Genomic DNA, 25,434 nt, shown 5'->3' with positions numbered 1-25,434 from the left:
TACGGAAATGCATATGTACGAGTTTTGACTTTTTTGTATGTTTTTTGTGATTTTGTATAAGAATACTGAGAATTGGTAATTAAACGCCTGTATTTTTTGCTGGATTTGTGTATATTTGCCATAATTTTTCTCTTATGTATAAAATATGGCTTTCGAATGTTACAGGAAGGAAGCGAAGAAAAGGATGAATAATGAAACCATATCATAGAAAGAATATCAGGAATATTCCGGGCAAACTCTGCATAAGCAAGGGGTTGGTCGTGTTCAATGAGACAACATTGGAGACGGGACTTGTGGGTGATGTTTCCGGCGAGTGTATTTCAGTCCCGGTCAGGGTGACTGCGGACAAACAACTTCTTACGGACGATGTCGTAATGCCCTTGAAAGACTGCCGGGAAGCGGATACGGAACAGAAGATTGAGGTACAGCGTCTGTTGAACAAACGGCATCTGGTATGGGACAGGCGCAAAGGCGCATTGTCAGAATCCATGTACATACCCAAAGACGGGCAGCAGGTGAAAGTGAGTCTTTTGGACGGGCATGTCATATTGGGGGCGTTCAAGGAGATTGACAGGAAAGGAAATCTTGTGCTGTATTGCCTGATGGAGGAGGACGGCACCCTGCGTCATTCACTGCATGAGGAAATCGGCATTGCGGAGAATTGGCAGATTACCCCGATAGGAACCAGTGCCCGCAGCCGGTTTGCCGCTGCGTTACACAGGGAAGGGATTGTGTGGAACGGACGGCTGAAACGCCTTGAACCGCTGGAAATGCATATTAATCGTGGAGGGAAATACTATTACCTGAATGATGTCCTGGAAATCTGTGAATGCAGGGACAGCAGCCGGCCGTCAGACAGAAAGCGACTGGAATGTGGAAACTATTTCAGGGAACGTAAGGATGCCGAACTGGTGTGTGACTGTGTACGTTCCATCGTCAAGCTGAACCGGGGCAAGGATGTCAGGAGATAAACATGGCAGCAGGGGTAGAATATTATTTTATCGTTCTCTCCTTTAGGAATCTGAAAGGGAAGTAGCCCTTTCTTTTTTTGTTCTTTCCCTTATAAAAACAAAAACAGACGGCGATGCCGTCTGCTATCTATTTGTTTCTTTTTTGGTATCTTTTTTCTTTGCTCCAAAGAAAAAAGTACATCTACCATCTTCTTCTTGTATAATACTGCTTATAGTATTGTTGCTACATTTGTAACACCCCTCGTCTCAGTTATCCGGTACATTTGTATCATCTTCAAGGTAAAAAAAACGGGGCGTCCGGGGCTTCTCCCCCTGCCGCCATATTTTATTTCAAAATAGACATCTGTTGTTTGGCGCATATGGCTACGGACATGAAAAAACAGACGGCATGCAATGATACCGTCTGTTATTCTTTCATGTGCCTCCTTTCAAGGCGGACATGTTCCGTACTTTTGCCCGTTCTCCTTCCAGAGGTAAACCTCCTTGTCAGAGACGGACATCACTGTTCTTTTTTCCACCTCAAACACCTGCCGGCAGAATGCCTTGGTACAAAAGGATGTTTTCAGTTCCGCCAGTATTTTCACGAGTCTGTCATAAGCGCACATATCCCAGAGATAGTCATACATTCCGCCAAGCGGAACCCGTTTAATCAATCCCATGCATGTTGCCTTCTTCACGCATTTATCAAAAAGGCGCGAACCGATCTCCATACTCTCCATATGATATCGTTTACTACGCAAAGTATCATATCCCTTCTCCCGCAGACGTGTGCGGTCCGCCATGTACATCATGAATATGACCTCTTCCGGTGGAAATGCTCCCACCAGTCCGCTGAAGCATTTCAGAAACGGTATCACCACCACTTTTTTTTCATTATCTTCTTTCATGGCGCGCTATTTCCCGGAAACGTCCGTTTGTGAATTTCCCGCTTCATCATCCCTTATTGCGGGATTGACATAGAAGTGGCATATTTTGCCATTTCGCATCGGTTTATACACGGAGTAACCCAGTTTCTTGGCATAACGTCCCACGGAAACCCGGTTGGCGAACTTGCCGGTATGTTCCGTCAGGTGTGCCGCCATCTCCTCGACGGTCATTCTGCTTTTTAATTCCATATCATTGCTTTTATTTGGTTTCATGGTAAGGATAGCCATGACTGGTGCAAATTGTTTTCAATTGATATGAATTAATAAGAGACGGCCATGAAATCGGCGCGGAGGAATTAACGGGTTATATTTTAGCCTCATTCACGGAGCCGTCTCCCGACTATATCTCCATCAGCCGGCAGATCTCCCGTATCGTACCGGCATTCCGTTCGTCCAGCCACTCCCTGGGCACGTTCCAGGAGAGCGATTTGCTGAATTTCAGGTTCTCCTTTGTGATGGTGTGATATGACAGTCTTCCTTCCGTAGGTTTGAGTCCGATAGAGTGCAGCCCGCATAAGCCGTCCCGGAAAAATGTACATCTTCCGGCTTCCTGCCTGGCCTGTACCATTGGTACAATGCCCGGAGTTTTTCCATATAACAATCCCACAGCCCATCCGGTGGGTGTCAGCCTCTCCTTATATCCGGCTTTCAGTAGCCGCAGGATATCTTCCGGCGTACCAAGGCACAGGGTGTGGCATTGCTGCCTGCATAGCGGACAGCGGCATTCCACCAGACGCCTTCCTGTCTTGCGGATTATTCGCTGTAATGCTGTCTCCATCGTTATGCGCCCGGTAAATGGTATTCCGGATTCTTTTTCCGCCATAACTCTATGATACATTCACGGCCGGCCTGCGTCCAACGTTTTGTCGAACCGAAGGTATATACCTTTCCCCGGCTGTTCTCCCATGTGTAGGGGACATCACATTGCCATGCCCGGCAGGAGGGGAAGACCACCCACTGCCGTTTTTCGTACTTGCAGATTCCTTCCTCGGCAAGAAACTGATGCAGCTGTCGCGGGGAAATACCGAGCTCGTCGGCGATACGTGTGCTCTTGAACCAGTCCCTGTTCTCGATGAACTCCTCGTAGAAGACAATTTTGGGCATGGAGTCGTGCACCACTTTCCGTAGTTCCCGGATCAGTTCCTTTGCTGCCTCCATATCTTGCGGCATGGGACAATCCAGGCAAGGCATATTGGGGGGTGCCGACTTCGGATATTCACGAATGGCAGTCGTCGGGCGTTTCATGGACAGCTTTTCGATAGCTTCACCACACCATTCCGCCAGGGACAGGTCTTCCGGTGCGACCCACCGAGCCAACGGTATGATAAGGGGGGATTCCAGCCAGGTCGCCCCATGTCCACGTCCACGCGTGGTGAAGATTTGCGACTCATACTTTCCGGTACGTCCGTTACCCGCCATCTCCCTGCGGAGCATATCTGTAGAGGCAATGCGGAGCCACTCGGATGGAATCTTCCCGAAATGCATCGTGATCTGTGTGGCGTTGACCATCAACTTGTCACCGACGCGCCGGAATGTGACAGGAAACCCTTCCATGAAATGAAGGATTATGTCATTCTGGACCGCGGAGTGCAGATCATCAGACTCCAGTTCCAGAAGTTGGTTGCCCCATGCCTCCAGCTCGTCGAGCATGTCGCGGGGTATAATAGTCTCCTTGCGCACCGTCCGCAAAAGCCTACGCATATCGATGGGTCGGAAACTCCACTGCTCCCGTCCGTTCTTCCGGAAACTGATCCTCAATGCCGTCGGGCAGATACGGGCGATGGCCCCGTCTTCAAGCAACTCGCTCCGTTTAAGTATGTTACATACGTCCATGGCACAGATGTGCAGATGGCCGCTGTGGTTTCGGGAAACCCGTATGTTCCAGTCCCGAAACGGAATGTTCCTATTCTCTCTCATAATCATTTCCTCCTTTCTTTTTGTTGTCAGATTTACGTTTATTCTCAAGCAAGGCCCGCTTGTGGGCCATTTTGCGCACCGGATAGTATGTACGTTTCTCACCGCAAAGGGCATCATAATCCTTCAGCATCAGCGTGCCAAGGTCGGACAGTTCGATCTCGACATCCGGATGCAGATGTCTGAAATAGAGCCCGCCGCTGCATACGTACTTGCCCGTGCAACAAAATGAAATGGCTTGCAAGTTGCCTTTTGTCAGTTCCGCCGCACTATGTAGCGAGCGCGTAATGGCGACAAGAACCTGTGCCCCGTTGAAAATGAGCACCATTTTTGGCCGTTTAAATGTACTACGTCTCATGTTGTCCTAATATTTGCGTTAATTCCTCCTTTGTAAATCTAAGGCCGGCAGTCTGTACCAGCCAAGTGTCTGAAACGGTAAATCCACCGGACAGCAATTCGGACATGCGCTCCAGAAGGTAGGCACCGAATGCAGGATCGATGTAAACGACAAATAATAGAGCCAGACATTCATCAATTAACAGATGTCCCGACGCCTCGTCACGGATAACCATGTTTTCCTTGTCTATTCCGTAAACATCCGTCAGCGCTGTTATCCAATGATGGAAAGAGGCGCGGAAGTCACGGACGTTGTGCCGGTGTGCGTCTCCTCGGGCCCGGATAAAATGTGTTGCGTCGAAATAGACCGGTCCGTCCTCCTGTGACGTTCCAAAAAGCAAATCGGGGAATTCCCTGTACCGGACTGTCCGGCAGGGAATCTTTTCTTCTTTCATGTTCTTTTTTCCATTGTTTTCAAATTTGTATTTAACATTGTGCAAATATATATCTTTTTATGGTGAAATATCACAAAAAATAAGAGTGTTTTTCGTTTTTATTTAATTAATCATCGTTGATAATAAGCAATTTACAGAAAATTCAAATCGAAATATCTATATATTTGGTTGTGTTATTTCGTTTTGCAAATCAAGCATTAAGAAGCCTGTTTTTCATATACTTTTTTTTGTACAAAACTTCTCTCCCGCCTGCTCTCTACTCTTTAGGTAAAAAAGCAAAAAAATATGGTGACATCGGACAATTCATTCAACGGGGAACTTTTGGAGAGCATATTCAGGACTTCCAAGAAAACCATTCAGGAGTATGTCCGCGAAATCGAACGTAACAACCGCTACCGTTCATGCCGCCAGGATATAAGCTCAGGATACATCCTTGATGACCGTGCCAGGCTCATTGACTTGTACGAGGCCTGCCTGCAGCAGGATGCGCATATACGGTCGGTGGTTGAAACTTTGGAGAGCCAGATACTCGGCGACCGTTATATGCTTGCGCATGTGAACGGGAAAGGGAAATATACCAAAGACGTGGTGAACTCGCAAAAGATACAGGGCTCGCAATTTGACAAGATAATCAAGGGTATCGTGGAAGCCAAGCTTTACGGGTATACTTTACTCGAAATCATGCCGTATGTTGATTCCGGAACAGGCAGGTTGGCGGAAGTCAACATCATCGAACGGCGCAATGTACTACCGGACCAGAGAGTTGTACTGAAAAGGCAGGGGCTATGGGAGCCTCATTGGGATTTGCGCAATCCGGCCTACCACCGTTGTTATGTGCTGGTAACCTCGGGTGACCTTGGGCTTTTTTCTGCCACAACGCCATTGATACTCGCCAAAAAGTTCACGGTGGCCAATTATGTTAACTTCTCCCACACCTACGGACAACCGATCATTCATGGAAAGACGGTCAGTGAGAGCAATGCCGACCGCAAACGGCTGGCCGGTGAAATAGCCAATGCGGCGCAGAACAAGGTCGTGGTCACCGGCATCGAGGATGAGGTGGACATCAAGACCTTCACCATGTCCAATTCGGAAAAGATATATACCGGACTGATTGACTTTGTCAACAAGGAGGTTGCCAACCTTGTGCTCGGTTCCGAGTCCATGGCTGGAGGGATGCAGTCGTATGTGGGTTCTACAAAGGCGCATCAGGACATTTTCCGTGACCGTATCGAGGTTTACCGCAGATATATCGAGAATGTCATGAATGAGGAGATAATCCCCCGGCTGGTAGCCATCGGATATATTCCTGCAGGACTGGAATTCAGGTATTCAAACCGGATAGAGATGAATAACGAGGACCGTATCAGGCTCTATTCGCTCATTACAGAAAAATACGAGGTTGCGGCTGACGAAATCGAGAAGGAGTTCGGAATCAATGTGGGCAAGCAGCTTAATGCCATCCCGGTTATGGGGCTTGAAGCGGATGGCGGCCGGTACATTCCCGGCCATAACGACCGCGGTATCATGTCAGACGAAGAGTATTTCCGACGTTACGGGCATCCCCGGGGGAGTAAGGTTGAAAATTTTTTGCGGGGAACGGAGTGATGGCCCGGCTTCCGTTCCCAAACGGTGTTCCATATGGAGCCGTCAGGGCGTCCGCTTCTCAGGAATCCGGTACGGAAAAGGAGTACCGTGTCATATTTGAGGCATTCCGCAGGTTCATTCTCCACTACGAAAACAGTGCCGAACGCCTCGATATTATGGAGGACATCATCACTTTGCGTGCTTCTTTCCTGATAGACAAAGCGTTGACAGGTTTACGTATTGACCTGGACCGTGCATTGGAGATTCTGAGAAACCATAATGACTTTACGACGGAGAGAGAGCGGCTGCAGCGTGACATTCTCATCGCTGCCATAGACAACCTGGTTGATTTTGCGGCGGCCGAAGAGTATGCGATGTTCAAGGATATACCTGGGACAGTGGATGAACGGGATATGGAGACATACGGGGAGATATGCCGCCGGTATAACTTTATTTATGCGGAGAGAGAGAACAGCCAGGTGCTTTTCGCCGCTTCGATGGCGGCATGGTGGCTCACGGTGGATACGGACACGGTGCTGACCTATATGACGCAGGGAGACGAACGGGTGCGGGCGTGGCATCTGTCCCTCGAGGGGCTCTCGTACCGCAAATCGGAATTCCCGCCGGAGTTGATACCGCCCATTGAGTGGGGATGCCGTTGTTTTCTGGTAGCGGACGGGTTCGCCGCGGTACGGGCTGCACTGCCCGTTCCGGAAAATTACAGGAAGAGGATCGATCCTGTCTTCCGGGAGAGTCTGGCCACGGGTGGACGCATTTTTTCCAGGGCACACCGCTATTTCGACATGCCGCTGCCGGAGCACATGACCAAAATTGTAAAACGGATAAAAGAAAAATTTCATGCAAAAGATAACACTCGATGAATTTTGCGCCCATTGGGTGAGGGAAAGAGGAAAGGGAGGCTGGGATCCGTTCCTGCCCAGCCGTCTGGCAGGTAACACGTTTGATTTTGCCACCGAGGCCGGACAGTACAGCCGGCGGCAGTTTCTTGCCTCCTTTCCCTCGGGAGGTTTCTGCGGCGGCACATGGACGCCACGTACCTCCCGTTGGGGGCGGAAGTTTACACATCCGGTCATGAATGACACGGGAACTCTTGCCGCAGGTATCAAGGGAGAAGCGGACAGGACCGATATCAGGGGGCGGCGCAGCGACGGCAGCCGGATATTCCGTAAAGGGGCCCGCTACTCGATATGGACTACCGAGAAGAGCATTCCGATTAAGGGCAAACGGGGACGCAGCAAGAACCGCTACGGGCACTATGCCGCCGTACACAATACCGACCCGAAATTTGGTCTGTACACCGTAAACCAGCATTCTTCACGGCGTCCCGTACACCGCCAGTTCATAGGTTTCTCCCCGAAGATAAAGGATTACATCGCTGATAATTTTATGGATATGATTTTTAAAGGATTCCCGGGCGTATGATAAAGGACAAGCATTCCGTAGGACAACCGCATCAACCGGCTCCCGTGCAGGAAAGCCTGCCGGAAGAAGTGTCCGAAAATCCGTTTGTGAACATGTATCAGGCCGTGAAGCGGGCCATACAGACCATAAAAGAGGACCCGGACGATCCGCTCTCACCTCCCTTTTTCAAGACCATAGCCATTGACAACGGACAGTTCGCCCGTATCGTACGCGGGGAAAACACGGAATATGAGACCGTTTTTCCGGCCGTCTTTATCCATTTCGTCAACGTGAGATACCTGGTGCAACAGCAGAGAATCGGCGAGGGGCGCGCCACCATGCGTGTACGCTTCATTCTTAATACGCTCAACAACGGGGACGAGGATAGGGAGTGCGAGTCATTCATCGTATTCCAGAGGCTGAACGTGGCTATTCAGGACGCCAAGAACAGGGAACCCGCCCTTAACGAACGGTGTAACCTGACCTATTTTGACATGCCGACCACCACTAATATGCTCCAGGCGTATTGGGTGGACTATGAGGTATGGTTCCGGGAGTCTTCCGCATGGAAATACAGGGACTGGGTAAAGCGCTATCTGGTCATGCCGCCTTTCACGCAGCATGGCGATGCGCCGCAGCATGACGGCGGCGGACACGGCTATCACCCTGAACCGGGCTATGATAAGGTGACCGGATTCAGTCAGGCGGTGGAAACAGGCGTACATGGCGGAAACAAGGATGAGATTTCCGGCATTTGATGGTGGGGCTTTGCACATTCACGGCATGGGTATCCGAAGGGGTGGTCCGGCGCTTCGTCCGTTCAAACAATGCATGGTCATTTTTCGATTAAATGTCATTATTCCGGGAAGTAAGTCCCGCTACCATATCCAAATGTCTTGTAAAATGATCTTAAAGTTGCGTGGCGTGCAGGTGGACAGCCCGTCCGGAACTGTTTTTAACCCATAATCTTGTCTAACGCCTACTCTTCCATAAAAAGAAAAACATGAGTACAGAAGAATTGCAATATGTGGTGGGTGAAGCAAAAACGGGTGAACCTGCCGTTATCCGTTTCTTCGGCCGCGTAACGGAAGAAACCACCTCCCGGTTCAATGACGAGTTCGACTTTCTTGAAAATATTATCCGTCCATCCTGTATCCGCGTGTTAATCAATTCGGAAGGTGGCAGTGTCCTTTACGGCATGTCCACTTATTCCACCATCGCCAATGCCAAAGTGGACACAGAATGTGTCATCGAGGGCGTGGCGGCGTCAATGGCTTCCATTATCTGGGCTGCGGGCAAACGTTCCCTTATGCGGGACTACGCCATTTTAATGATCCATAATCCTATACTGCCGGACAATGACGGGGAAGAGCCTTCGGACATGCTGTTGGCTTTCACCAGGCAGATAGAAACGATTTATCGGAAAAGGTTCGGTTTGACCAAGGAGCATGTGCGCGCCATTATGGACGGGCTGGCCGGCAAGGACGGGACTTATTTTGATGCGCAGGCTGCCGTAAAAGCGGGCATCATTCCATCAGAGAACATTATTCGTACATCGAAGCAGCTCTGTCGCAAAGTACATGACGAGATTGCCGGACTGGCGGACACGGCGGCCATTCAGGAGTTGATGGACCGCGTCAGTGAGGGGAATAAACCTTTTGAGGATATTTTTCCTACTCTTACAGAAACAGAAAACGATATGGCAAACGAAAACAAGACACAAGGTTTTGAGTACGGGGCGATTGCCGCCTCGCTGGGCATGAAGGACGGAGAAGTCAAGGACGTGATGGCCCGTATCTCCGAACTGGCAGCGATGGAACCTAAATACAAAGAGGTGCAGAAAGCCCTGAGTGACGCACAAACGGTCATAGCCGGTAAGGATGCTGCAATCCGGAACTTGCAGAAGGATCTGTCCGCTGCCACGGCACGTCTTTCCACTTACGAACAAAAGGAGAAGGACGAGAGGACATCCCGCATCGAAACGCTGGTGGAAAACGCCATTGGCGAAGGCAAGATTGACCGTGAGGCAAAAGCGCAATGGGTGGAGATGGCGGAGGCCAACTTCGAGTTGGCGGAAAAAACACTGGCTTCCATCCCCGCGCGTGAGATCATCTCCAAAGAAATCGCCAATGACCCGGCCAACATCCAGGCCACGGCGGAGGCGACCAAGACGGCCGAGCAGATGATGGCCGAGAAGGTGGCCGAGGTAGTCGGTGCGGATTTTAAGTTCCGCAAACTCTGACAGGCAGACATCCGATCTTAATTGACATGCCGGAGGCCGCAGGGCCTCGCGCGGAAACACAAGTATCCGCCAGTCGGCCGAGTTTCACATTTCAACGGAAAAACTTAAAACGACAATGGCCGATACAGTAAATTTTCTTCAAAATGGATATAGCGGCGAGGTTCTTGAGGACCTGCTGACCTATACCGTGCAGGGTAATGATACGGTTCGTGAAGGACTGATCCATATCAAGACGGGCATCCAGCACCGTTATACACTCCCTGCCATCAAGCTGGGCAATATCATTCAGGACAATGTGCCGACCCCACAGCCCATTCACGGTTCCAAAGGGGATGACGGCTCGAACGAGTACCAGTTCACCGAACGGTATCTTGAGCCCTCCGATTTTATGGTTTACCTTGAATTCAATCCCAGGGACTATGAAAAGTACTGGCGTTTCGCACAACCGGAGGGCAGTCTTGTATTCCGGGAACTTGACCCGAAAATCCAGGCCACGATGCTTCGCTTGCTCATGGACAAAAAAAACGAATACATCGGTAATGCCATATGGACCTCCGCACGTGGCGGAGATACGGCAGCAAAAATTACCGCACCGGAAGGCTGTACGAAAATTGGTGCCAACAAGGAGAAGTTTTTTGACGGTGTTGTCAAACGCATCCTCGACAATGTAAGCTCTACGGACACGCAGGTAGTTGCCGGCGGACAGTGTATCGTTTCGGGAACGACCGAGTTGACGGACGGTGCGGCGGTGGAAGCGGCCCTTTATGCGATGTGGAAAAAATGTCCCAAACAAATCCGCAAGAAGACATCCTTGGCCTTTGTGGTAGGATGGGATGCTTGGGACGCGTATGACCAGTATATCTCGGACAAACAGGTCAAATACTCCGAAAATACCGAGGTCAACCGCTATCGCTTTAAAGGCAAGAGGATTATCCCGATCGTGGGAATTCCCGAACATACGATGGTGCTCGGCGAGTTTTCCACCGGGATGGACTCCAATCTTTGGATGGGGGTGGATTATGCCAACGATACGGATATTCTGAAAATTGACCGGTTGCAGGCCAACTCCGAACTGTTCTTTTTCCAGATGCGCATGAAAATGGACGTGAACATTGTCCGTCCCGCGGAGATCGTGGTGCATACCGCCTACAAAAAGAGCGAATAACACACCTTTCTTCATTTTTCAATATCCACCCGGGGAGCGGAGGTCAGAGCCCCGTTCCCCATTTTTATTCCACTGTTATGGCAAAAAAAATAAATACGGAGGAGGGACCTCAAAAAGAAGGCAACAAGGTTGCCGCACCGGAACTTCCGGCGGAAGCAATACCGGAAACGTCCGAGAAAATATCCGCTACGGTTGAAGACAAACGGCCCGTCCCGGCTGAGAATACAGGGAATACGGAGGACGAGGCGGCAGACCCGTATATACTGGCCCTTTTGGAAAAATTCCCTGCATATCCGTCCCTGTATATCGACAGGCATGGTGGAACCTACACTCCGGACACGGCGGCAACTGTCAGAGGCGGGGCTGTACTTTACAAAAACCCTTTTTATAACGAACTTAAAACAAAACCATAATGGCACTCGGCAATGTCTTTATCAAGGATGTGGACGGCAATATCCCTTACGAGACCGGTTCTTCCAACGAGAAGGTGACGGGATTATTGTTTGATATTTCCCTCCAACCCACACTCTTTACGGAAGGGTATGGCAAAACCAATGAAACGAAGCTTAACCCGGGAGATGTATGCTACATCACCTCATTCAAGTCCGCCGTTAAGGATTTCGGTATTGTTGAGCGTGTGGAGGCTACCGACGAGGAGGAGATGAACGTCAATTTTCTACATGGTATTCCTGCCTACCATATCCGTGAGTTTTTCCGGATGTCAGGCAATCTGAACGGTTCAGGAAAACTCTATGTGATGTTTGCTGACTGTTCTGCAAACTGGGACGCACTCGAAATCATGCAGCGTGCCGCCGGAGGCATGATCAACCAGATGGGAATTTGGACGGAACAACCGCTGTGGAAAGCGAACGGGACTTCCGGAGAGTACAATCTCAACCTGGTAAAGGGGCTTAATGATGTGGCTGTAGGGCTTGCCGGACAGAACCAGCCCCTGTCACTCATACTCTCCGCCAATCCATCCAATACAGGGGCGGACACGACTGAGGGACGTCAGATTGACTTGAATAGAATACCGTCATGTATCTGTGAATCAAGTCGTATCAGCTGTATATTCGGCCAGGCGCATCACGAAAAGATCTCCACGATGCAGATGCGCAACAAGAATCACACACCGGTAGGATTCTTGGGCGCGGTCATGGGTGCCATTGCCAAGGCGAACGTCCATGAATCCATAGCATGGGTCAAACAGTTCAACCTCTTCACGGATGATTTTCAGGAGATAGAGCTGGGGTTCGGTGATATCAGCCTTGACGAGGCGGAGGAACATTTTATCAGCCTGAACCGGTATGAGTCGTTGTCCCCGTCACTGCTTGACGAACTTGATGACAAGGGCTATATTTTCCCCATCAAGTACGCCGGCCGTGAGAACGGTATTTATATTTCAAAGGACCAGACCTGCTCAACGGGTGATTTCCGCACTATCGCAAGGAACCGTACTATCAACAAGAGCCGCCGAGCCGTGCGTGCCGCACTGTTGCCGTATGTGAATTCCCCGCTGATGGTCAATCCTTCAACCGGGTTCCTTGCCCCGTCGAAGATCACCGCATTCAAAACACTCATCGGGGATATATTGGCCAAGATGCAGGCGGCACAGGAAATTTCAGGATATGCTGTCACTATCGATCCGAACCAGAATGTACTGGTGGACGATACGCTCCGCATCTCCTATGTCCTTGTGCCTGTCGGGGTGGCTGTGGAGATTTATGTAGAGGAAGGACTTTCATTAACCGCAAACAAATCATAGAAAATGGCAATAATTAATAATGTGGCATATTCATGGTCTATGATAACCCTGTCATCGACCGCCCTGGGAATTGACGAGGGATCCACGACCCTTGAAGGTGTGTCCGCTATCAAATGGTCGAAAAAACGTAAGGTGGAAAGTAACTATGGCATGGGTGGAAAACCTGTCAGCCGCGGATTCGGAAACATTACCTATACGGCGAGTATCACAATGGACTATGCCACGCAACAATTGTTGCGTTCAGTCTATGGCTCGTTGCTCGAAATCGGTGAGTTCGACCTGATCATCAGCTTTGCCAACCCCATGGCCAGTGATGACTGGACGACCACAACGGTGACACTCAAAGGATGTATCTTTACGGAGGACTGTCTTGAGTCGCAGCAGGATGATACCAACATCACGCATGAGTTCGACTTGAATCCGTTTGATATCCAGATAGGTAACGGCGATACAATCTGACTTGTCATGAATGTGACCTTTGAAGGAAAATCTTCCACCGGAAAAAATGAATGGCTTACACCTCCTTGTTTGCTTGACAGGTTGGGAGAATTCGATTTGGACCCGTGTTCACCGGTAAACCGTCTATGGGATACGGCGAGGCATCACTACACCGTCGAGGATGACGGGTTACGGCAGCCATGGTTCGGACGGGTGTTTTGTAATCCTCCCTATGACACGCCACTGATTGTCCGCTTTATCCGTAAATGTGTGGAGCACCGGAATGCTATTGCGCTCACTTTTGCCCGCACGGACACCCGGCTGTTTCATGAACTGATATTCCCTTATGCGGACACAATACTTTTCATCAAGGGACGGCTCAGGTTCTATCATGTCACCGGAGAGCAGGGAGGCACTGCCGGGGCGCCATCCTGCCTGATCTCCTTCAACAAAGAAAATACTGCCGTTCTGGAAACCTGCGGTATCGAAGGAAAACTGGTATACCCCAGGCTTTTGTAACCGGTTACCGGTTCTCGACTCGGGCACCGATCTGTTTGTGGGAAGTATAATTCCGGCAAATAAATCGGTTGTATTTATGACAGGATTGTTCTTTTTAATATATACTGAAAGCTATGTCCCCCTCATTGCTAGAAATATATCTCATCTGGTTGCAAAAATATCGGGTATGGCCAATAACCTTGTTTATAGTATGGTAGAAATATCCACGAATCCAATATTCTATCGGTCTGTTTGCTATAAAATCACCTGACTGAATAGGCAATGCATAGGCTTCATTATCAGAGAGCCACTGCTAAATAAGCAGGTGACTCTTATTGCCTATAAAGATAAAGAATCTTCATTTATAGATTTTCAGAAGCACTGTTTTCTATCTGTATTGTATTTCTAATCTCAATATCATTATGGGCATAACCTCTGATTGCCAGCAAATTCTTACATTCATTATAGATAACCCCTCTTTTCTTAGGATCTTTTATAGTCACTATCAAAACAACCTTTTGCGATATGTCTATTCCGTCCAATTCTCTGGATACCTCAGCTGCTTGCCTATAAAGTCCTACAAGTTTCAGTGCCCACTTTTTCTCTTGTTGCAATATATTCCTCTTATTGGAAGGTGTCATGTCGCCCAATGACACATGATACTTCTTAATCGGTTGATACTTGTTTCCTTTCTCAATAAGAATCCTTTCATTAGCTTTTTCCGCCTTAAAGGCGGCTTTCTTATAATACAAGTCGTTCAATACATTGGCAGAATCCTTGGACATCCTCTCTTCATTCCTCATCATTGATGATTGTGAAAGATCTGCATGGTCAACTTCCGTAAACGTCTCTAAATAAACATCCACCTGACTTTGACAATATTCGCTTCCCTGACTTGCCATCAATACAGGATCAACAGCCAGTGTAACAGTAATATCCCCATAGTAGTATCCTTCATCGTCAACCATACTCTTCGGAAAAGGAAAGTCCAGCGACTGGACATCTATACCCTTATCCATTGTATGACAGAATATCATCGTGCTTTCGTCAGAATCGTTCAATAATATGTTGTCCAGGGTGGCAGGGAGACCAAAACCCATCTCGTATTTGAAATTGTCCGTTGATTTAGCTATATTTGAAGGATAAAAAGCATTATGTATTAAAATGGCACGAATCAGTAGCGGATTAAAAGGAACGCCTAACCGATATTGAATATTTGCAGCCAACGATGCGATCCGTGGTGTGGAAAAGCTGGTTCCACTACACATACAGAACTGCCTGCCATAAATAGAAAAAGCAGAAATGTGAGTATCCCAGTTTCCACCATAATGGACAAGATCAGGCTTGGTATGATTCTCCACCCCTGGACCAATACGAGAAAATGGGCTCCTGTCATTTTCCTCTGCGTCCCGTTCCGTCGTTTTTGCATGAGCTATCGAACCGACCACAAGGCTCATGACAGAATCCGCCCCTTTGTTCAGCCGGAATGATTGACTGGTATCGGCTGGATTGTCAATATTTCCAGCAGACTTGCATATCAATATATTGTATTGCTTTTGAAGGCTGTCCAGCGCTACAGCCAGATCAGAAAAACGATTGTCTTCTATCTGGGCATTTATTCCTTGTGACAAGTTCCATACTTTAACGTCAGAATGGCGTCCCACCGCTTGCTGTATGTTCATCACCAGTTCATTCTCATAAATCCGGGTCTGCCCATTGATGATACAGCTAAGTATCTTGCAAGGTCCGCATTGTGTCAAGTCTCTTTTTTCCAAGAAATCACCATAATTAATGATACTGGCTACAGCCGTACCATGCCTTTTATCTATTTCATCAGGTAGTAGATCAGCTACATTTTCTTCTTTCAACAGCCACGGACGCATATATTCTATGTCTGTTACACCGGAATCAAGCAAACCTACTATGGGATAATCCTGTCCATCCTGAGGGAGCATTATCTCTATTTCACTATCTTCCGGTTCCGGAGCCGCCTGAAATTCGATAGTCGGCATTTTTCTGACAGACAGCACGCCATCCATTCCAACAAGTTCACCGGCATTCTCCCTGGAGATATTTTTCAACTTGAATAACCGCAGTTCACTCGCATAGTTTAATTCTTCGACTTCGACATTATTCTTACTGCAGAAATTAAGCAATAACCTCTTGGAGCGTAGATTCATCTCCGAATTTAAATAATCGGCTAATTGAACTTTCAAGACTTCTGCAGATTCAATGGAAGTGTCGATTATAGGTACATATTTAGTGATGTTCGCAACAGCAGCCAATCCTTTTTGCAGATTCTTGCTGAGATTCTTGTTTTCCGGATTAAATTTCTCAGCAATCGCCTTTAAATCGGTTCTTGTATCTATTTTAACAAGCAGTTTACCAACGTCAGTCGTGCCCAAGACATTGCGCTTTTTGTTCACATCCACCATGGAATGTATGGCGAACCTATGCGATTTCGCTGTAGCTTCCTTGTTGATATCAACTATAGTCAGGATTGGCAAAGATGTTTCATCTCGTTTTTCAAAGACATGTTCCAATTCGGCTATGTGAGCATTGACCCTAAGAATATTGGCTCTTATATTTTCCTCGTTGACCCATTTAGGCAGCTTGGAGCCTCCGCCACCTTCCGTTAGGAACCGGTCTCGTTCCCCACGGAATTGTACTTGCTGAATAGGTAATGTTTTCGACATCTTCTTTATATTATTTTTTGTCCGACAATGCATTACGTACCTGACGTATGCTGATATTCAACATTTTTGAGATTGTATTCTGTGTAACCCCATAGGTATTAAGGTACACTATAAAATTATCCATAGGTTCATCTTTACCTCCAAATTCGTAAATAGATGCCAGAATCTGTTCATAGTTGATTTCCTTGCTGCCATCAATAATGCTCTTGACTTTCAATTTGGTTAAAATCGTACAAATGTCCGAAGGGGACAGATCGGCCATGAGTTCAGATATAATCTTCATTCGGTTTTCGTCTTCAAGAATCATGCTTTTGAAGCCCTTCAATGTATTTCTGACAATCTGTTTTCTACTGTCTTCATCAGGTAGGGCCACCTCAAGCCTTGTGTAGAAACGTCTCCATACGGCCTTGTCAAGCAGGTCTGGATGATTGGTGGCCGCTATCAACACAGTGGATGGTGACATTGAATCAATATTCTGAAGAAGACTGTTTATCACACGTTTAAGTTCTCCCAATTCATGATTGTCATCACGGGCTTTAGCCAAAGCGTCGAATTCATCAAGCAAAAGAATGCACGGCATACTGTTGACATAAGAGAATATCCTGCTTAAATTCTTCGCTGTACTGCCCAATAATGAAGACACAATGGCATCAAGACGGGCTACCACCAATGGGAGTCCTGTCTTCTCACTAACGTAATGGGCAATGGAAGTCTTTCCACATCCCGGTGCGCCATAAAGCAGCAATGATTTCCTGATATTCAAGCCCGCCAACTCCAATTCTGTATCATTCTTTATCAGTTTAATGAACTCCTCCACTTGCTTCTGTACCATATTTGATAATACGATATCAGTCCTGCTCGAGCTCTCCGGAACAATTTCCACTATTTGTAATTTACTGTCCATGTCCAGCGGAACCATGCGCATAGCGTCAGCTGTAGCAACATTCTTATGCGTGGACGATTCTATCTGTTCAACTATGCACTTGGACAGCCGAATATCTCCATCGGCCTTCAGCCTCTCAGCCAAACGCATTGCGTAATTGATGATTTTTCGTTTGTCATTTGTCAATCCGCCTTCAATGATCCTCAATATATCTGTTGACATCTTGCTGCTTATCGTTTATTTCGATACAAATATAATATGACTTTTTCTATCATCGACGCAAAATTCAATATTTAACCCATAATTAACACAAAGCGTTATATATAATGCAATATCCGTAACAATAACTGGAATTATCGTAATATCAAGTATTCCAAATATACTGCCATTACGGACAATCATATAAAGTTATTTTCGAGTTGCTTCAATGACCGTTCGCCTATAACACCTTTAACTCCTGCCGCTCTGAAGAAATCAGCATTGGACAATTCCTCCTGACAACCTCACAGAAGCTGTCAGCACCTTTTTTTGAGGGTATCAGGTGTCATATAAGTATCTCCGGGTAAGCATTGCAGCCAGTCTGAAGACACCTTTCTTATGCTTAGCAATATGCAGCCTAACCTTTATTCCGTTGCACATACCTGACATTTTTTATAAACTCCCAGAATCTGGCTGCAAAATCTGAGAACAGAGCCTCTACAATCAGGATAATGTCTATATCCTTTCCGCTCTCGGAGTTTGTGCATACATTTCTTCATGCACTTCACAGGTGGACTTCCAAATGATGACATAATTGCCCTCGTATTCCACAACAAACCTTTGAATTTATAAATGCCTCTTACTATGCTATATTATTTATCAGGGCTTCCAACTCCATTGAAATCCGCTCTTCCTCCATATCCCTCATGAAAAAATAAGGAGAGCTTGTTGCCATTCCATTTTTCTGCAACAGTTTCGAATCATAACGCCATATTTTTTAACGTATCCATATAATTACGGAATTTGTATTACACTATTTCTTCTTTTTCAAGAACTTCGGAGTGATACCGATGAATAACTCGAAATTAATACCGGGCATCGGTCGGGACAGTACTGAAAGGTAATCCTCGTTGAAAAGATTGTTTACGGCGAACTTCAACTGTATATCCACCGGCTTGAACGAAAGTCCTTTTTCAAGTGAGATGTTGCTCATAAAATACCGGGGAAGATGTCCGGTCAGCGTATAATCATTACTTGACATGGTAAAACGTTCCGAGTAAAATGCCCATTTGTAAAGAAATGCCCATGTCTGCCATGACAACCGTCCGGTCAGTGATGCGGAATGCTCCGGAACGTATGGCAGTTGTTTTCCTACCGACTGGTCGGCGGGCGACATCTTTTCACCTTCATTGATGGATGGTGTCCACGAATAAGAGCTGTTCAAATCAATAAGCCAGTCCTTTGCCGGCAGTACGGCAAGATTGGCTTTTACCTCAATGCCGTAAGCATGTACCTTTTTTACATTACGTGGAGAAAAAAAGCCTTTGGTTGTCGGCAACCAAATGATCCAATCTTCGATATAGGAATCGAACCAGTTCATACCACCGCTCAGTTTATATACCTTTTCTTTACCGACATCAAAACTTATACCCGCGTCATAACTGAAGCCTTGTTCGTTTTTCAGGTCGGGGTTTCCACCCGGTAAGAAGTAAAGATCGTTCAAGGTTGGGAAACGATAGTTACGTGACACTGATGCTTTTACCATGATGTTCCCCTTGCGAGAAAGCAGCCCGTCTATGAAAAATGCAGGAATGAGAGAAGCCCATTTATCACCTGACATTTCTTCCCGTAACACGACGGAAAGGCCTACCGGTTCGAACGGCTGCCACTTGGCAGATACCGAACCAGAAAGTTCGATACGCCCCTTGTCATACCCTACAATGGCTTTGCTTCCGTCCTGAAGAATGACATTCTTGTCTTCGCTCCGTACAAGATGCTGGTACATGGACACATTCGAGGTAAAGAACCATTTCTTGTCTGGGGCATATTCTCCTTCCGCTTGTCCGTAAAACGTGTTTACCTTGCTGCGGGAACGGGTCATGGATGCCCAATTATCCGGTGCGACTTCGCGACGATAGTCATAAGCCATCCACGTGTGGATATAACCTCCTTTTACACCGAGTTTCCACTTCTCCTTTATATGATCCCATGATAATACACTCCGGAAAGTCTGTTCCCGCTGGCGGTTCTCGAAGTCAGTCGCATCTCCATAATCGGTGGTCAACATGGGCAATTCCCGGTTGGAATTGATATACCATGCGTTCAGTCCGAAACGGTCGCCTTTCAGTGTATTGTAATACACTTCCTGAAGCAGGTGCAGGTCTTTGAACGAACCGGACTGGTTGCGCTCTTTCGGGTAATACTGTCCGACAATATTCATGTCACCATCGTATATATTTATCTTCTTGTCATGGTTAGTATATTTGTAGTCATTGGGTGATGAGGAGTAAACGGCCCGTGTAGAAACCTGCCATTGCTCGTTACCGTAAGTAAAGCGGGCAAACTCGTCGAATGTCTTGAACGAGCCGATACCCTGCACATATTGTGCATTGAAACCGTCTGCCACCTGGGGTACGGTGCCCAGTTTGACGAGCCCGCCAAGCCCGCCTCCCGTTTCATTTACCGATGATGTGCCGTGAAGCAACGACGCCTGGTCGATGAAATAGGACGGTATGGTGGAAAAGTCGGTCATGCCGAGCATGGGATTGTTAATACGCATGCCATTCCATATGACCTGCGTGTGACTGGGTGATGTACCACGAAAAGCAACGGTGGAGAGTGTGGCGCGTCCATAACTCTTGACGAACACGGACGAGTTGAACGTCAGTATGTCCGCCATTGAGAGTGCAATGTTTTCTTTGAGCGCCAACGAGTCGAACTTTGTCTTCTGCACGCCGATTTCTTTCATCGGCCGTTTCCCAAAAACAACCACTTCGCCTATCCGATAGACGCGCCGTGTCATTCCCTGTGACAATAACATGGAGGGAGAGACAAGCAAAATCGAAAAGAGAAGATATTTTGTATATGTCATTCGTTCCTGTTTTTAATGATATTATTTCCAACAGAATGCACCGGGGATAATTCCGACATAAAATTCATCAATAAGTTTTCCATTCGGGCTGTAGCGGTAAATTATGCCTTGTTGCTGATAGTCTATGGCATCCGCTATATACACCTCTCCATTGACGGGATTTACAGTCAGGCCGTAATAAATCGTACCGCTGTATTCGAGAAACGGGCGTACCGGTACACGACTATCCGTCACATCCATGCTCCAGATGTCTTTATTGATCCAGTAAAGTTTGTCCCGTTCACCGTTAAGCTGTACCTCCGAGGGCCAATCACCCAATTTGAACTTGAACTGCTTCTCCACCGTGAACGTCTCGGTGTCAATTTTATAAAGGGAGGGGGCTTCGTAACCGTAGGGACTGCCCTCGTAGCCTCCGTCTGTCACAGTCCACATCTTATTATACTTGTCCATGACAAGTGAGGTGGGCTGAATACCCACTTTCAGTTCATCGACAACCTGGTCGGTCTCCGTATCGATTTTGATGATGCGGTTCTGGTAACTCCAACAGTTGCAGTAAACGTATTTGCCATATTGCACCATCTGTTCCGTAGAGCCGCTTTCCATCGTCATGTCCGGTACCTGGATGTATCCTGTGATTTCATACTTTTTCGGATTGATGATGAAGATGCGGTTATCCCAAATTTGGGTTACATACGCTTTTTCATCACTAAGGAAATGGATGTAACGCGGTGAGGTGAGGTTCTCTATGCGTCCTATCTCCTTGAACGTATTGAGGTCGATGACAAAAATCACGTGCGAATTATTTACCACGACCCAGCCTTTGTTGTCATATATGGTCATTGATTGTGCCACGTCGCCCAGCTTCATGCCGTTAGCACGGAAGAACACTTCATTCTGTATCCTTTTAGTTGCCGGATCATAATATGAAAGCGTGGCATTACCATACTGAAAATTGCCTTCGTTGGTGATGAACAGTCCGGCTCCGGTAGCATTAAAATCCTCCACGGAATCGCCGTAGTCCCATTTCATACAGCCACCAAGAACCGGCAAACTAAAAAGAAGAAGACAAATTCGTTGTATCGTTTTATTCATTGTCAATTACATAAAAAAGGGTACCCGATAGGAAACCGGGTACCCCGGTTAAGGAATAAGGTTACTCCTGTACATATTTCTTATCCTTCATATTCTGGAAATCCGGATTATATCCACATTTCTTGACGGTCCAATTTTCTTCCGTAATCATTCCGTTGTCTATGAACTGACCGAAGAAAGTATAGTCGGTAAATTGTGCCAGACCGTTGAAATCAAGCCCGTGCAAAATTTTCAATTCCGGCATGGATAATGTTTTTTGGGAAAGACCGGTTGCCCGTTTTATTTGTAACGTACCATCTATGGTTTGCAATTTGTTACAAGTGATACCTGTTGCCTGTGTTACAAATAGTCCTTTACCTCCCACATGAAACAATTCCGGAAGTTCCAACGTTTTTCCTGCTGCCAACATTATAGCCAATGAACCGTTAGTTTCCCTATAATAAACAGGGGCTGTAGAACAGCAGACTTTGGACAACAAAGGCAGATTGCAACCGGCTGGATAGCCTGATATAAAAAATTGACCTCCCACTTCTTTCAATGCAGGCATTGTGACGTTTCCCTTCTGATGAAATATCTCGATATATCCATATCCATCTATAACTTCCATATTCGGGAAGTTTACACTGTTGTTTCGTCTTGCATTCTGTTTCATACGCAGGTTACCGTGTACATGTCGGATTGTCGATATGGTATAATCGGAGTTGTTGGTATTGGGAGTACAAATGAAATCATGGATGCTTCTGAATGCGATTTCAGGGAACTTGTCGTCTGCAAAACTATTGATGAGGAAGTTTACATTAGACAGATCCTCGGCTGTTTCTATTTTGGAGAGTCGCACTTTATTTATAATCTCAATCTGAGGTGCTGTTTCTTCAAAAGTTTCAAATTTCGCATTCGGCAACGCCAGTGTTCCCCCTACATCTTCAAGATAATCCAACGTGATACTTCCAAGCGTAGTGATTTTGCTCCAGTCAGGAAGTTGTTTGAGCGCCGTGAAATTCTTTATCTTTATCTGCCCCTTTACTGTTCTCAGCTTTTCCATTCCGCCGAACTCCAAAAGCACATCATTACGTTGTGGAACGAAAGTGCCGGCAGGGGGAGCTTCCATATTGGCCTCTATGATGATATTACCGTTTACGGTTTCTATTTCAGGAAGATTGATACTTTCCAACATCACCGGAACAGTATGGAAGTCGATACCGCCGGCTTCCTTCAATTTAGGAAAGTTTATGGAAATCAAGTTGGCAAGATTGTTCACGGCCAGGCCCTTGCCGACACTCGTCAGTTCCGGCAATTCCAAAGAAGCGATTGTTCCGGCCGCTTTGTTCTCTTCATTAAGTCCTTGTACATCCAACTCCCTGCCTACAATGCCCAATATAGGAAACTCAAAACTTTGCAGCGATGGCGTGTTGAACATCACACTTCCTCCGACAGTGGCCAGTTTTTCAAAGCGGACATAGGTCACTTGCCCGTTATATACGGATATGTCTCCGGAGAGTGTTTCCAGTGCTTTCATGGAAATCATATGAAGTCCCGCCGTTTTCGAGGGCGTTTCAACGGAACCGACCTGTAAGCCTCCTGCCGAAACGACGTTGTCAAGCCCTGTTAGGTCCGGGCCGTTGTAACTGTTGCGGATGATGATGATGCCCGTTACCTCTTTCAAGGAAGCCAAAGCTGAGATATCGGTAATTTTTTCTGCCTCTTCCGAATCAGAACCTATGATCAAGTTACCTTTGACCACGGTTGTCTTTGTTTGGGCAAAAGATTTCACCTCCTTGCCTGTCTTCAGCTCCACATCCCCGTCCGATTCTATTTCGCTTTTCACCACCTTATAGGTGTATTCACGGGAATCCCCGTTATAAGAAGTCACCCGGAAAATCCGTTCGTTGTCCCAATCCGTTACCGTTGCGGGATCAGGCATGATCGCCGCGGAAGATGTGTACTTGAACTCTACTTTGGCATTATTCAGCGACACTGTATAGGGAACGGTTATTGTTACCGTATTGTCTGTAATGTCGGCCGTATACGATTTTTCGTCGACGGTTATCACAACTGATGTGATGAAATTTTCATCCGCATCTTCAGGGATAATTTCATCATTTTTGTCACATGCTCCTAACAAGAATATGAACAGGAGAAATGGAAAGAAATTTGTTTTCATATATTTTATTGTTTGGTTAAATCTTCAAAAGAAAATACCTCCGTTGAAACTTCGCCCAACCAGCCGCTTTTGGCCAAAACACCGCATTGTACCTTGATAAAGTCAATATATTGCAGATTGGCTTCGCTTCCGTCGGCATGGATGGCATTGGATATTTTGAATCCGTTCCTTTGCCCGCTTCCATCCACAGTACTGCCGCCTTCTATCCGGTCGATTCCGAAATTATCCACATAGCCCCAGTCGTAGGCCCGGTTATCCCAGTATCCGGTTTGTGAATCTTGGGTGTTTCGGGCAGCCAGGCAGGTACCGGTCAAAGTATAGCTGTTTTCCGCTATCCATGCCGGGTAATAGTAGTCCTGCGTATGGTAAGCAGACAAATAATCCACCCAACCGCTTCTACCGTCAGAGCTGACCCACCGGACATCCATCCTTTTGCCTTCCGGGCGATAATAAGTCACTGCCAGGTTCTGTACCGTTGCGTTTTTACCTGTTTCAGAGCCTTTCAGTTCGTACCACTCGTCGTCCGGCAATCCGTTTCCGTTTATATCCTGCATGACCCACACGATACCCGGTTCGGAACTCCCTTTGAAGGCATTCCCTTGAATCGAAAAGTCATACCGGTTACCCGAATTGGGGATGCTGTGGTCGAAACCGACAATGATATAACCGCCGAAAGTACCTAAAGAAACATGCAGCTTGTCTTTCAAACGCCGTGTAGCCCAGGTGACAGCGGCTTCGGGAGATGTTTCATTGCCGGTCATGCCACCTATTGTGCTCGTCTCGTTGATGAACTGGCCGGGAGCCGGAGTGTATTCATAGACTTTGTCCCAAATTTGAAGTTTGCCCGAAGACCGAAATCCATCCTGCTCTTTTTGGTTCACACATATGATTTTTACAATAGCAGTAACGGCAGTCTGTCCCTTGTCGATATTTTTACTAACCTTTTCCGCCTGTGCATCTTCCGATACTGTACAGGCAACGGTATATTCTCCGGGTGCGGACGGCGTAAATTTGAACATGTGGCTTGTCTCTTTTTTCATGACCTGACCGTCCACGCTCCATTCAAAACGGGGATGGTCAAAATATTCCAGCAGGGGACGCAGAAAAACGGGACGGCCGACAAAAGTGTACTTGTCCGTGGATGTCTGTCGGTAAGACGGGGTTGGGAATTTGACGATATAGGGCATCGTTTCCACAACCTCCACATCTATTTCCCTCGTTGTCGCTCCGTCCACATTGGAAGCATTGATTGTCACCGTATAGGTACCGGGGGCTTTTTCGTGGAAAGTATAAGTCTTTTCCGTGGAAACGATCTTACCTTCTCGAATCCATTCAATTTTGAAGCCTTCCACATCCGAATGTTGGATATCGGGAGTAAATGTGTAATCGGTATTCCGGACAACTTTCAGCCCTTGTGAAGGGAGAACCAGTGAGATAACCGGAGGAGTAAGTTCTTTCACTTCGACTTTCAGCTCCTCTTCGGCATACCCTTCTGTGTTGTCCACTCTCAGTTTGACATAAAAGTCCCCGCATTCATTCCATGTATGCTGAAAGGACGGTCCGGAAGAAACCAACGTGCCGTCTATCGTCCATGCAAAAAGGGCATTTTCAACATTACGGTATGTCGGAACGATAGTCAGTTCATGACCCGCTTTGACCGTGTAAATGCCGGTTTCGCTGTCCAGTTCGATTATGGGCTGCCCACCGACCTCTTCAGTAATGACTTCATTCTTATTGCAAGAAGCCAACAGTATGCCAATCACAAAAATAAAATAGTAATAAAAACGATTCATGATATATAGTTGAGATAACA

24 protein-coding genes are annotated in these 25,434 nt (G+C 47.0%); 12 read left to right on the top strand and 12 right to left on the bottom strand.

What is annotated here, in order from left to right; all coding sequences use genetic code 11:
• Nucleotides 1-191 precede the first annotated feature (191 nt).
• Nucleotides 192-971 carry a hypothetical protein gene (locus RE317_RS03660; RefSeq protein WP_303266181.1) on the top strand — a complete coding sequence of 260 codons (780 nt, stop codon included), beginning with the start codon at nucleotides 192-194 and terminating at the stop codon, nucleotides 969-971.
• 428 nt (nucleotides 972-1,399) lie between these two features.
• Here RE317_RS03660 and RE317_RS03655 read toward each other — a convergent pair whose 3' ends face one another.
• From RE317_RS03655 to RE317_RS03630, 6 genes are all read right to left on the bottom strand, one after another.
• Nucleotides 1,400-1,858, bottom strand: a complete 459-nt coding sequence (locus tag RE317_RS03655) for a hypothetical protein (RefSeq protein WP_217723727.1) — start codon at nucleotides 1,856-1,858, stop codon at nucleotides 1,400-1,402.
• A 6-nt stretch (nucleotides 1,859-1,864) separates the two neighbouring features.
• A complete protein-coding gene (locus RE317_RS03650; protein WP_217723729.1) occupies nucleotides 1,865-2,086 on the bottom strand; it encodes a hypothetical protein in 222 nt (73 codons plus the stop codon).
• A 151-nt stretch (nucleotides 2,087-2,237) separates the two neighbouring features.
• Nucleotides 2,238-2,675, bottom strand: a complete 438-nt coding sequence (locus RE317_RS03645; RefSeq protein ID WP_303266180.1) for a hypothetical protein — start codon at nucleotides 2,673-2,675, stop codon at nucleotides 2,238-2,240.
• A 2-nt stretch (nucleotides 2,676-2,677) separates the two neighbouring features.
• Nucleotides 2,678-3,814 (bottom strand): phage antirepressor KilAC domain-containing protein, encoded by a 1,137-nt coding sequence (locus tag RE317_RS03640; protein ID WP_374990601.1) that lies wholly within the window; start codon nucleotides 3,812-3,814, stop codon nucleotides 2,678-2,680.
• Complete coding sequence (locus RE317_RS03635) at nucleotides 3,801-4,139, bottom strand: hypothetical protein (protein ID WP_258897418.1); 339 nt, start codon at nucleotides 4,137-4,139, stop codon at nucleotides 3,801-3,803. Before RE317_RS03635 ends, RE317_RS03640 begins: the two co-directional genes overlap by 14 nt.
• A 19-nt stretch (nucleotides 4,140-4,158) precedes the next feature.
• Nucleotides 4,159-4,602 carry a hypothetical protein gene (locus tag RE317_RS03630; protein WP_178285200.1) on the bottom strand — a complete coding sequence of 148 codons (444 nt, stop codon included), beginning with the start codon at nucleotides 4,600-4,602 and terminating at the stop codon, nucleotides 4,159-4,161.
• Nucleotides 4,603-4,887: 285 nt separating this feature from the next.
• Here RE317_RS03630 and RE317_RS03625 point away from each other — a divergent pair, with 285 nt between their 5' ends.
• From RE317_RS03625 to RE317_RS03575, 11 genes are all read left to right on the top strand, one after another.
• A complete protein-coding gene (locus RE317_RS03625) occupies nucleotides 4,888-6,210 on the top strand; it encodes a DUF935 family protein (protein ID WP_303266178.1) in 1,323 nt (440 codons plus the stop codon).
• Between the two features lie 224 nt (nucleotides 6,211-6,434).
• Nucleotides 6,435-7,070, top strand: a complete 636-nt coding sequence (locus RE317_RS03620) for a hypothetical protein (protein ID WP_308821639.1) — start codon at nucleotides 6,435-6,437, stop codon at nucleotides 7,068-7,070.
• Nucleotides 7,048-7,632 (top strand): hypothetical protein, encoded by a 585-nt coding sequence (locus RE317_RS03615; RefSeq protein ID WP_303266176.1) that lies wholly within the window; start codon nucleotides 7,048-7,050, stop codon nucleotides 7,630-7,632. The genes RE317_RS03620 and RE317_RS03615 overlap by 23 nt, the downstream gene beginning before the upstream one ends.
• The gene (locus RE317_RS03610; protein ID WP_151849384.1) at nucleotides 7,629-8,369 is read left to right on the top strand and encodes a hypothetical protein; all 741 of its coding nucleotides are present in this window, start codon (nucleotides 7,629-7,631) and stop codon (nucleotides 8,367-8,369) included. The genes RE317_RS03615 and RE317_RS03610 overlap by 4 nt, the downstream gene beginning before the upstream one ends.
• The gene (locus RE317_RS03605) at nucleotides 8,350-8,577 is read left to right on the top strand and encodes a hypothetical protein (RefSeq protein ID WP_151849383.1); all 228 of its coding nucleotides are present in this window, start codon (nucleotides 8,350-8,352) and stop codon (nucleotides 8,575-8,577) included. The genes RE317_RS03610 and RE317_RS03605 overlap by 20 nt, the downstream gene beginning before the upstream one ends.
• Before the next feature lie 37 nt (nucleotides 8,578-8,614).
• Nucleotides 8,615-9,853 (top strand): ATP-dependent Clp protease proteolytic subunit, encoded by a 1,239-nt coding sequence (locus tag RE317_RS03600; RefSeq protein WP_151849382.1) that lies wholly within the window; start codon nucleotides 8,615-8,617, stop codon nucleotides 9,851-9,853.
• Nucleotides 9,854-9,968: 115 nt separating this feature from the next.
• Entirely contained in the window at nucleotides 9,969-11,018 is a 1,050-nt protein-coding gene (locus RE317_RS03595; protein WP_151849381.1) for a hypothetical protein, read from the top strand.
• A 77-nt stretch (nucleotides 11,019-11,095) separates the two neighbouring features.
• Entirely contained in the window at nucleotides 11,096-11,431 is a 336-nt protein-coding gene (locus tag RE317_RS03590; protein WP_151849380.1) for a hypothetical protein, read from the top strand.
• Nucleotides 11,431-12,783 (top strand): DUF2586 family protein, encoded by a 1,353-nt coding sequence (locus RE317_RS03585; RefSeq protein WP_151849379.1) that lies wholly within the window; start codon nucleotides 11,431-11,433, stop codon nucleotides 12,781-12,783. The genes RE317_RS03590 and RE317_RS03585 overlap by 1 nt, the downstream gene beginning before the upstream one ends.
• A 3-nt stretch (nucleotides 12,784-12,786) precedes the next feature.
• Nucleotides 12,787-13,242: a hypothetical protein gene (locus tag RE317_RS03580; protein WP_032534349.1), complete on the top strand. Its 456-nt coding sequence runs from the start codon at nucleotides 12,787-12,789 to the stop codon at nucleotides 13,240-13,242.
• A gap of 6 nt (nucleotides 13,243-13,248) precedes the next feature.
• Complete coding sequence (locus RE317_RS03575; protein ID WP_303266175.1) at nucleotides 13,249-13,740, top strand: DNA N-6-adenine-methyltransferase; 492 nt, start codon at nucleotides 13,249-13,251, stop codon at nucleotides 13,738-13,740.
• A 341-nt stretch (nucleotides 13,741-14,081) separates the two neighbouring features.
• On the opposite strand, the gene RE317_RS03570 is transcribed toward RE317_RS03575, so the two are convergent.
• From RE317_RS03570 to RE317_RS03545, 6 genes are all read right to left on the bottom strand, one after another.
• Nucleotides 14,082-16,415, bottom strand: coding sequence for a S8 family peptidase (locus RE317_RS03570; protein ID WP_303266174.1), 2,334 nt, complete (start codon nucleotides 16,413-16,415; stop codon nucleotides 14,082-14,084).
• A gap of 10 nt (nucleotides 16,416-16,425) precedes the next feature.
• Nucleotides 16,426-17,520 (bottom strand): AAA family ATPase, encoded by a 1,095-nt coding sequence (locus RE317_RS03565; RefSeq protein WP_151849377.1) that lies wholly within the window; start codon nucleotides 17,518-17,520, stop codon nucleotides 16,426-16,428.
• A 790-nt stretch (nucleotides 17,521-18,310) separates the two neighbouring features.
• On the bottom strand, nucleotides 18,311-20,368 hold the full coding sequence (locus RE317_RS03560; RefSeq protein WP_151849376.1) for a TonB-dependent receptor: 2,058 nt from the start codon (nucleotides 20,366-20,368) through the stop codon (nucleotides 18,311-18,313).
• 21 nt (nucleotides 20,369-20,389) lie between these two features.
• Nucleotides 20,390-21,460, bottom strand: a complete 1,071-nt coding sequence (locus RE317_RS03555) for a YncE family protein (RefSeq protein WP_151849375.1) — start codon at nucleotides 21,458-21,460, stop codon at nucleotides 20,390-20,392.
• Nucleotides 21,461-21,521: 61 nt separating this feature from the next.
• Nucleotides 21,522-23,621, bottom strand: a complete 2,100-nt coding sequence (locus tag RE317_RS03550) for an epidermal growth-factor receptor (EGFR) L domain protein (protein ID WP_303266173.1) — start codon at nucleotides 23,619-23,621, stop codon at nucleotides 21,522-21,524.
• A 5-nt stretch (nucleotides 23,622-23,626) separates the two neighbouring features.
• Nucleotides 23,627-25,414 carry a PKD-like domain-containing protein gene (locus RE317_RS03545; RefSeq protein WP_217723691.1) on the bottom strand — a complete coding sequence of 596 codons (1,788 nt, stop codon included), beginning with the start codon at nucleotides 25,412-25,414 and terminating at the stop codon, nucleotides 23,627-23,629.
• Between the last annotated feature and the right edge of the window lie 20 nt (nucleotides 25,415-25,434).

It is taken from the genome of Phocaeicola sp. GP0067, assembly GCF_031119655.1.
GTDB classification, from domain to species: Bacteria; Bacteroidota; Bacteroidia; order Bacteroidales; family Bacteroidaceae; genus Phocaeicola; species Phocaeicola vulgatus.
Note: the sequence above shows the minus strand (reverse complement) of the source record. Positions and strands in the feature narration are given on the sequence as shown.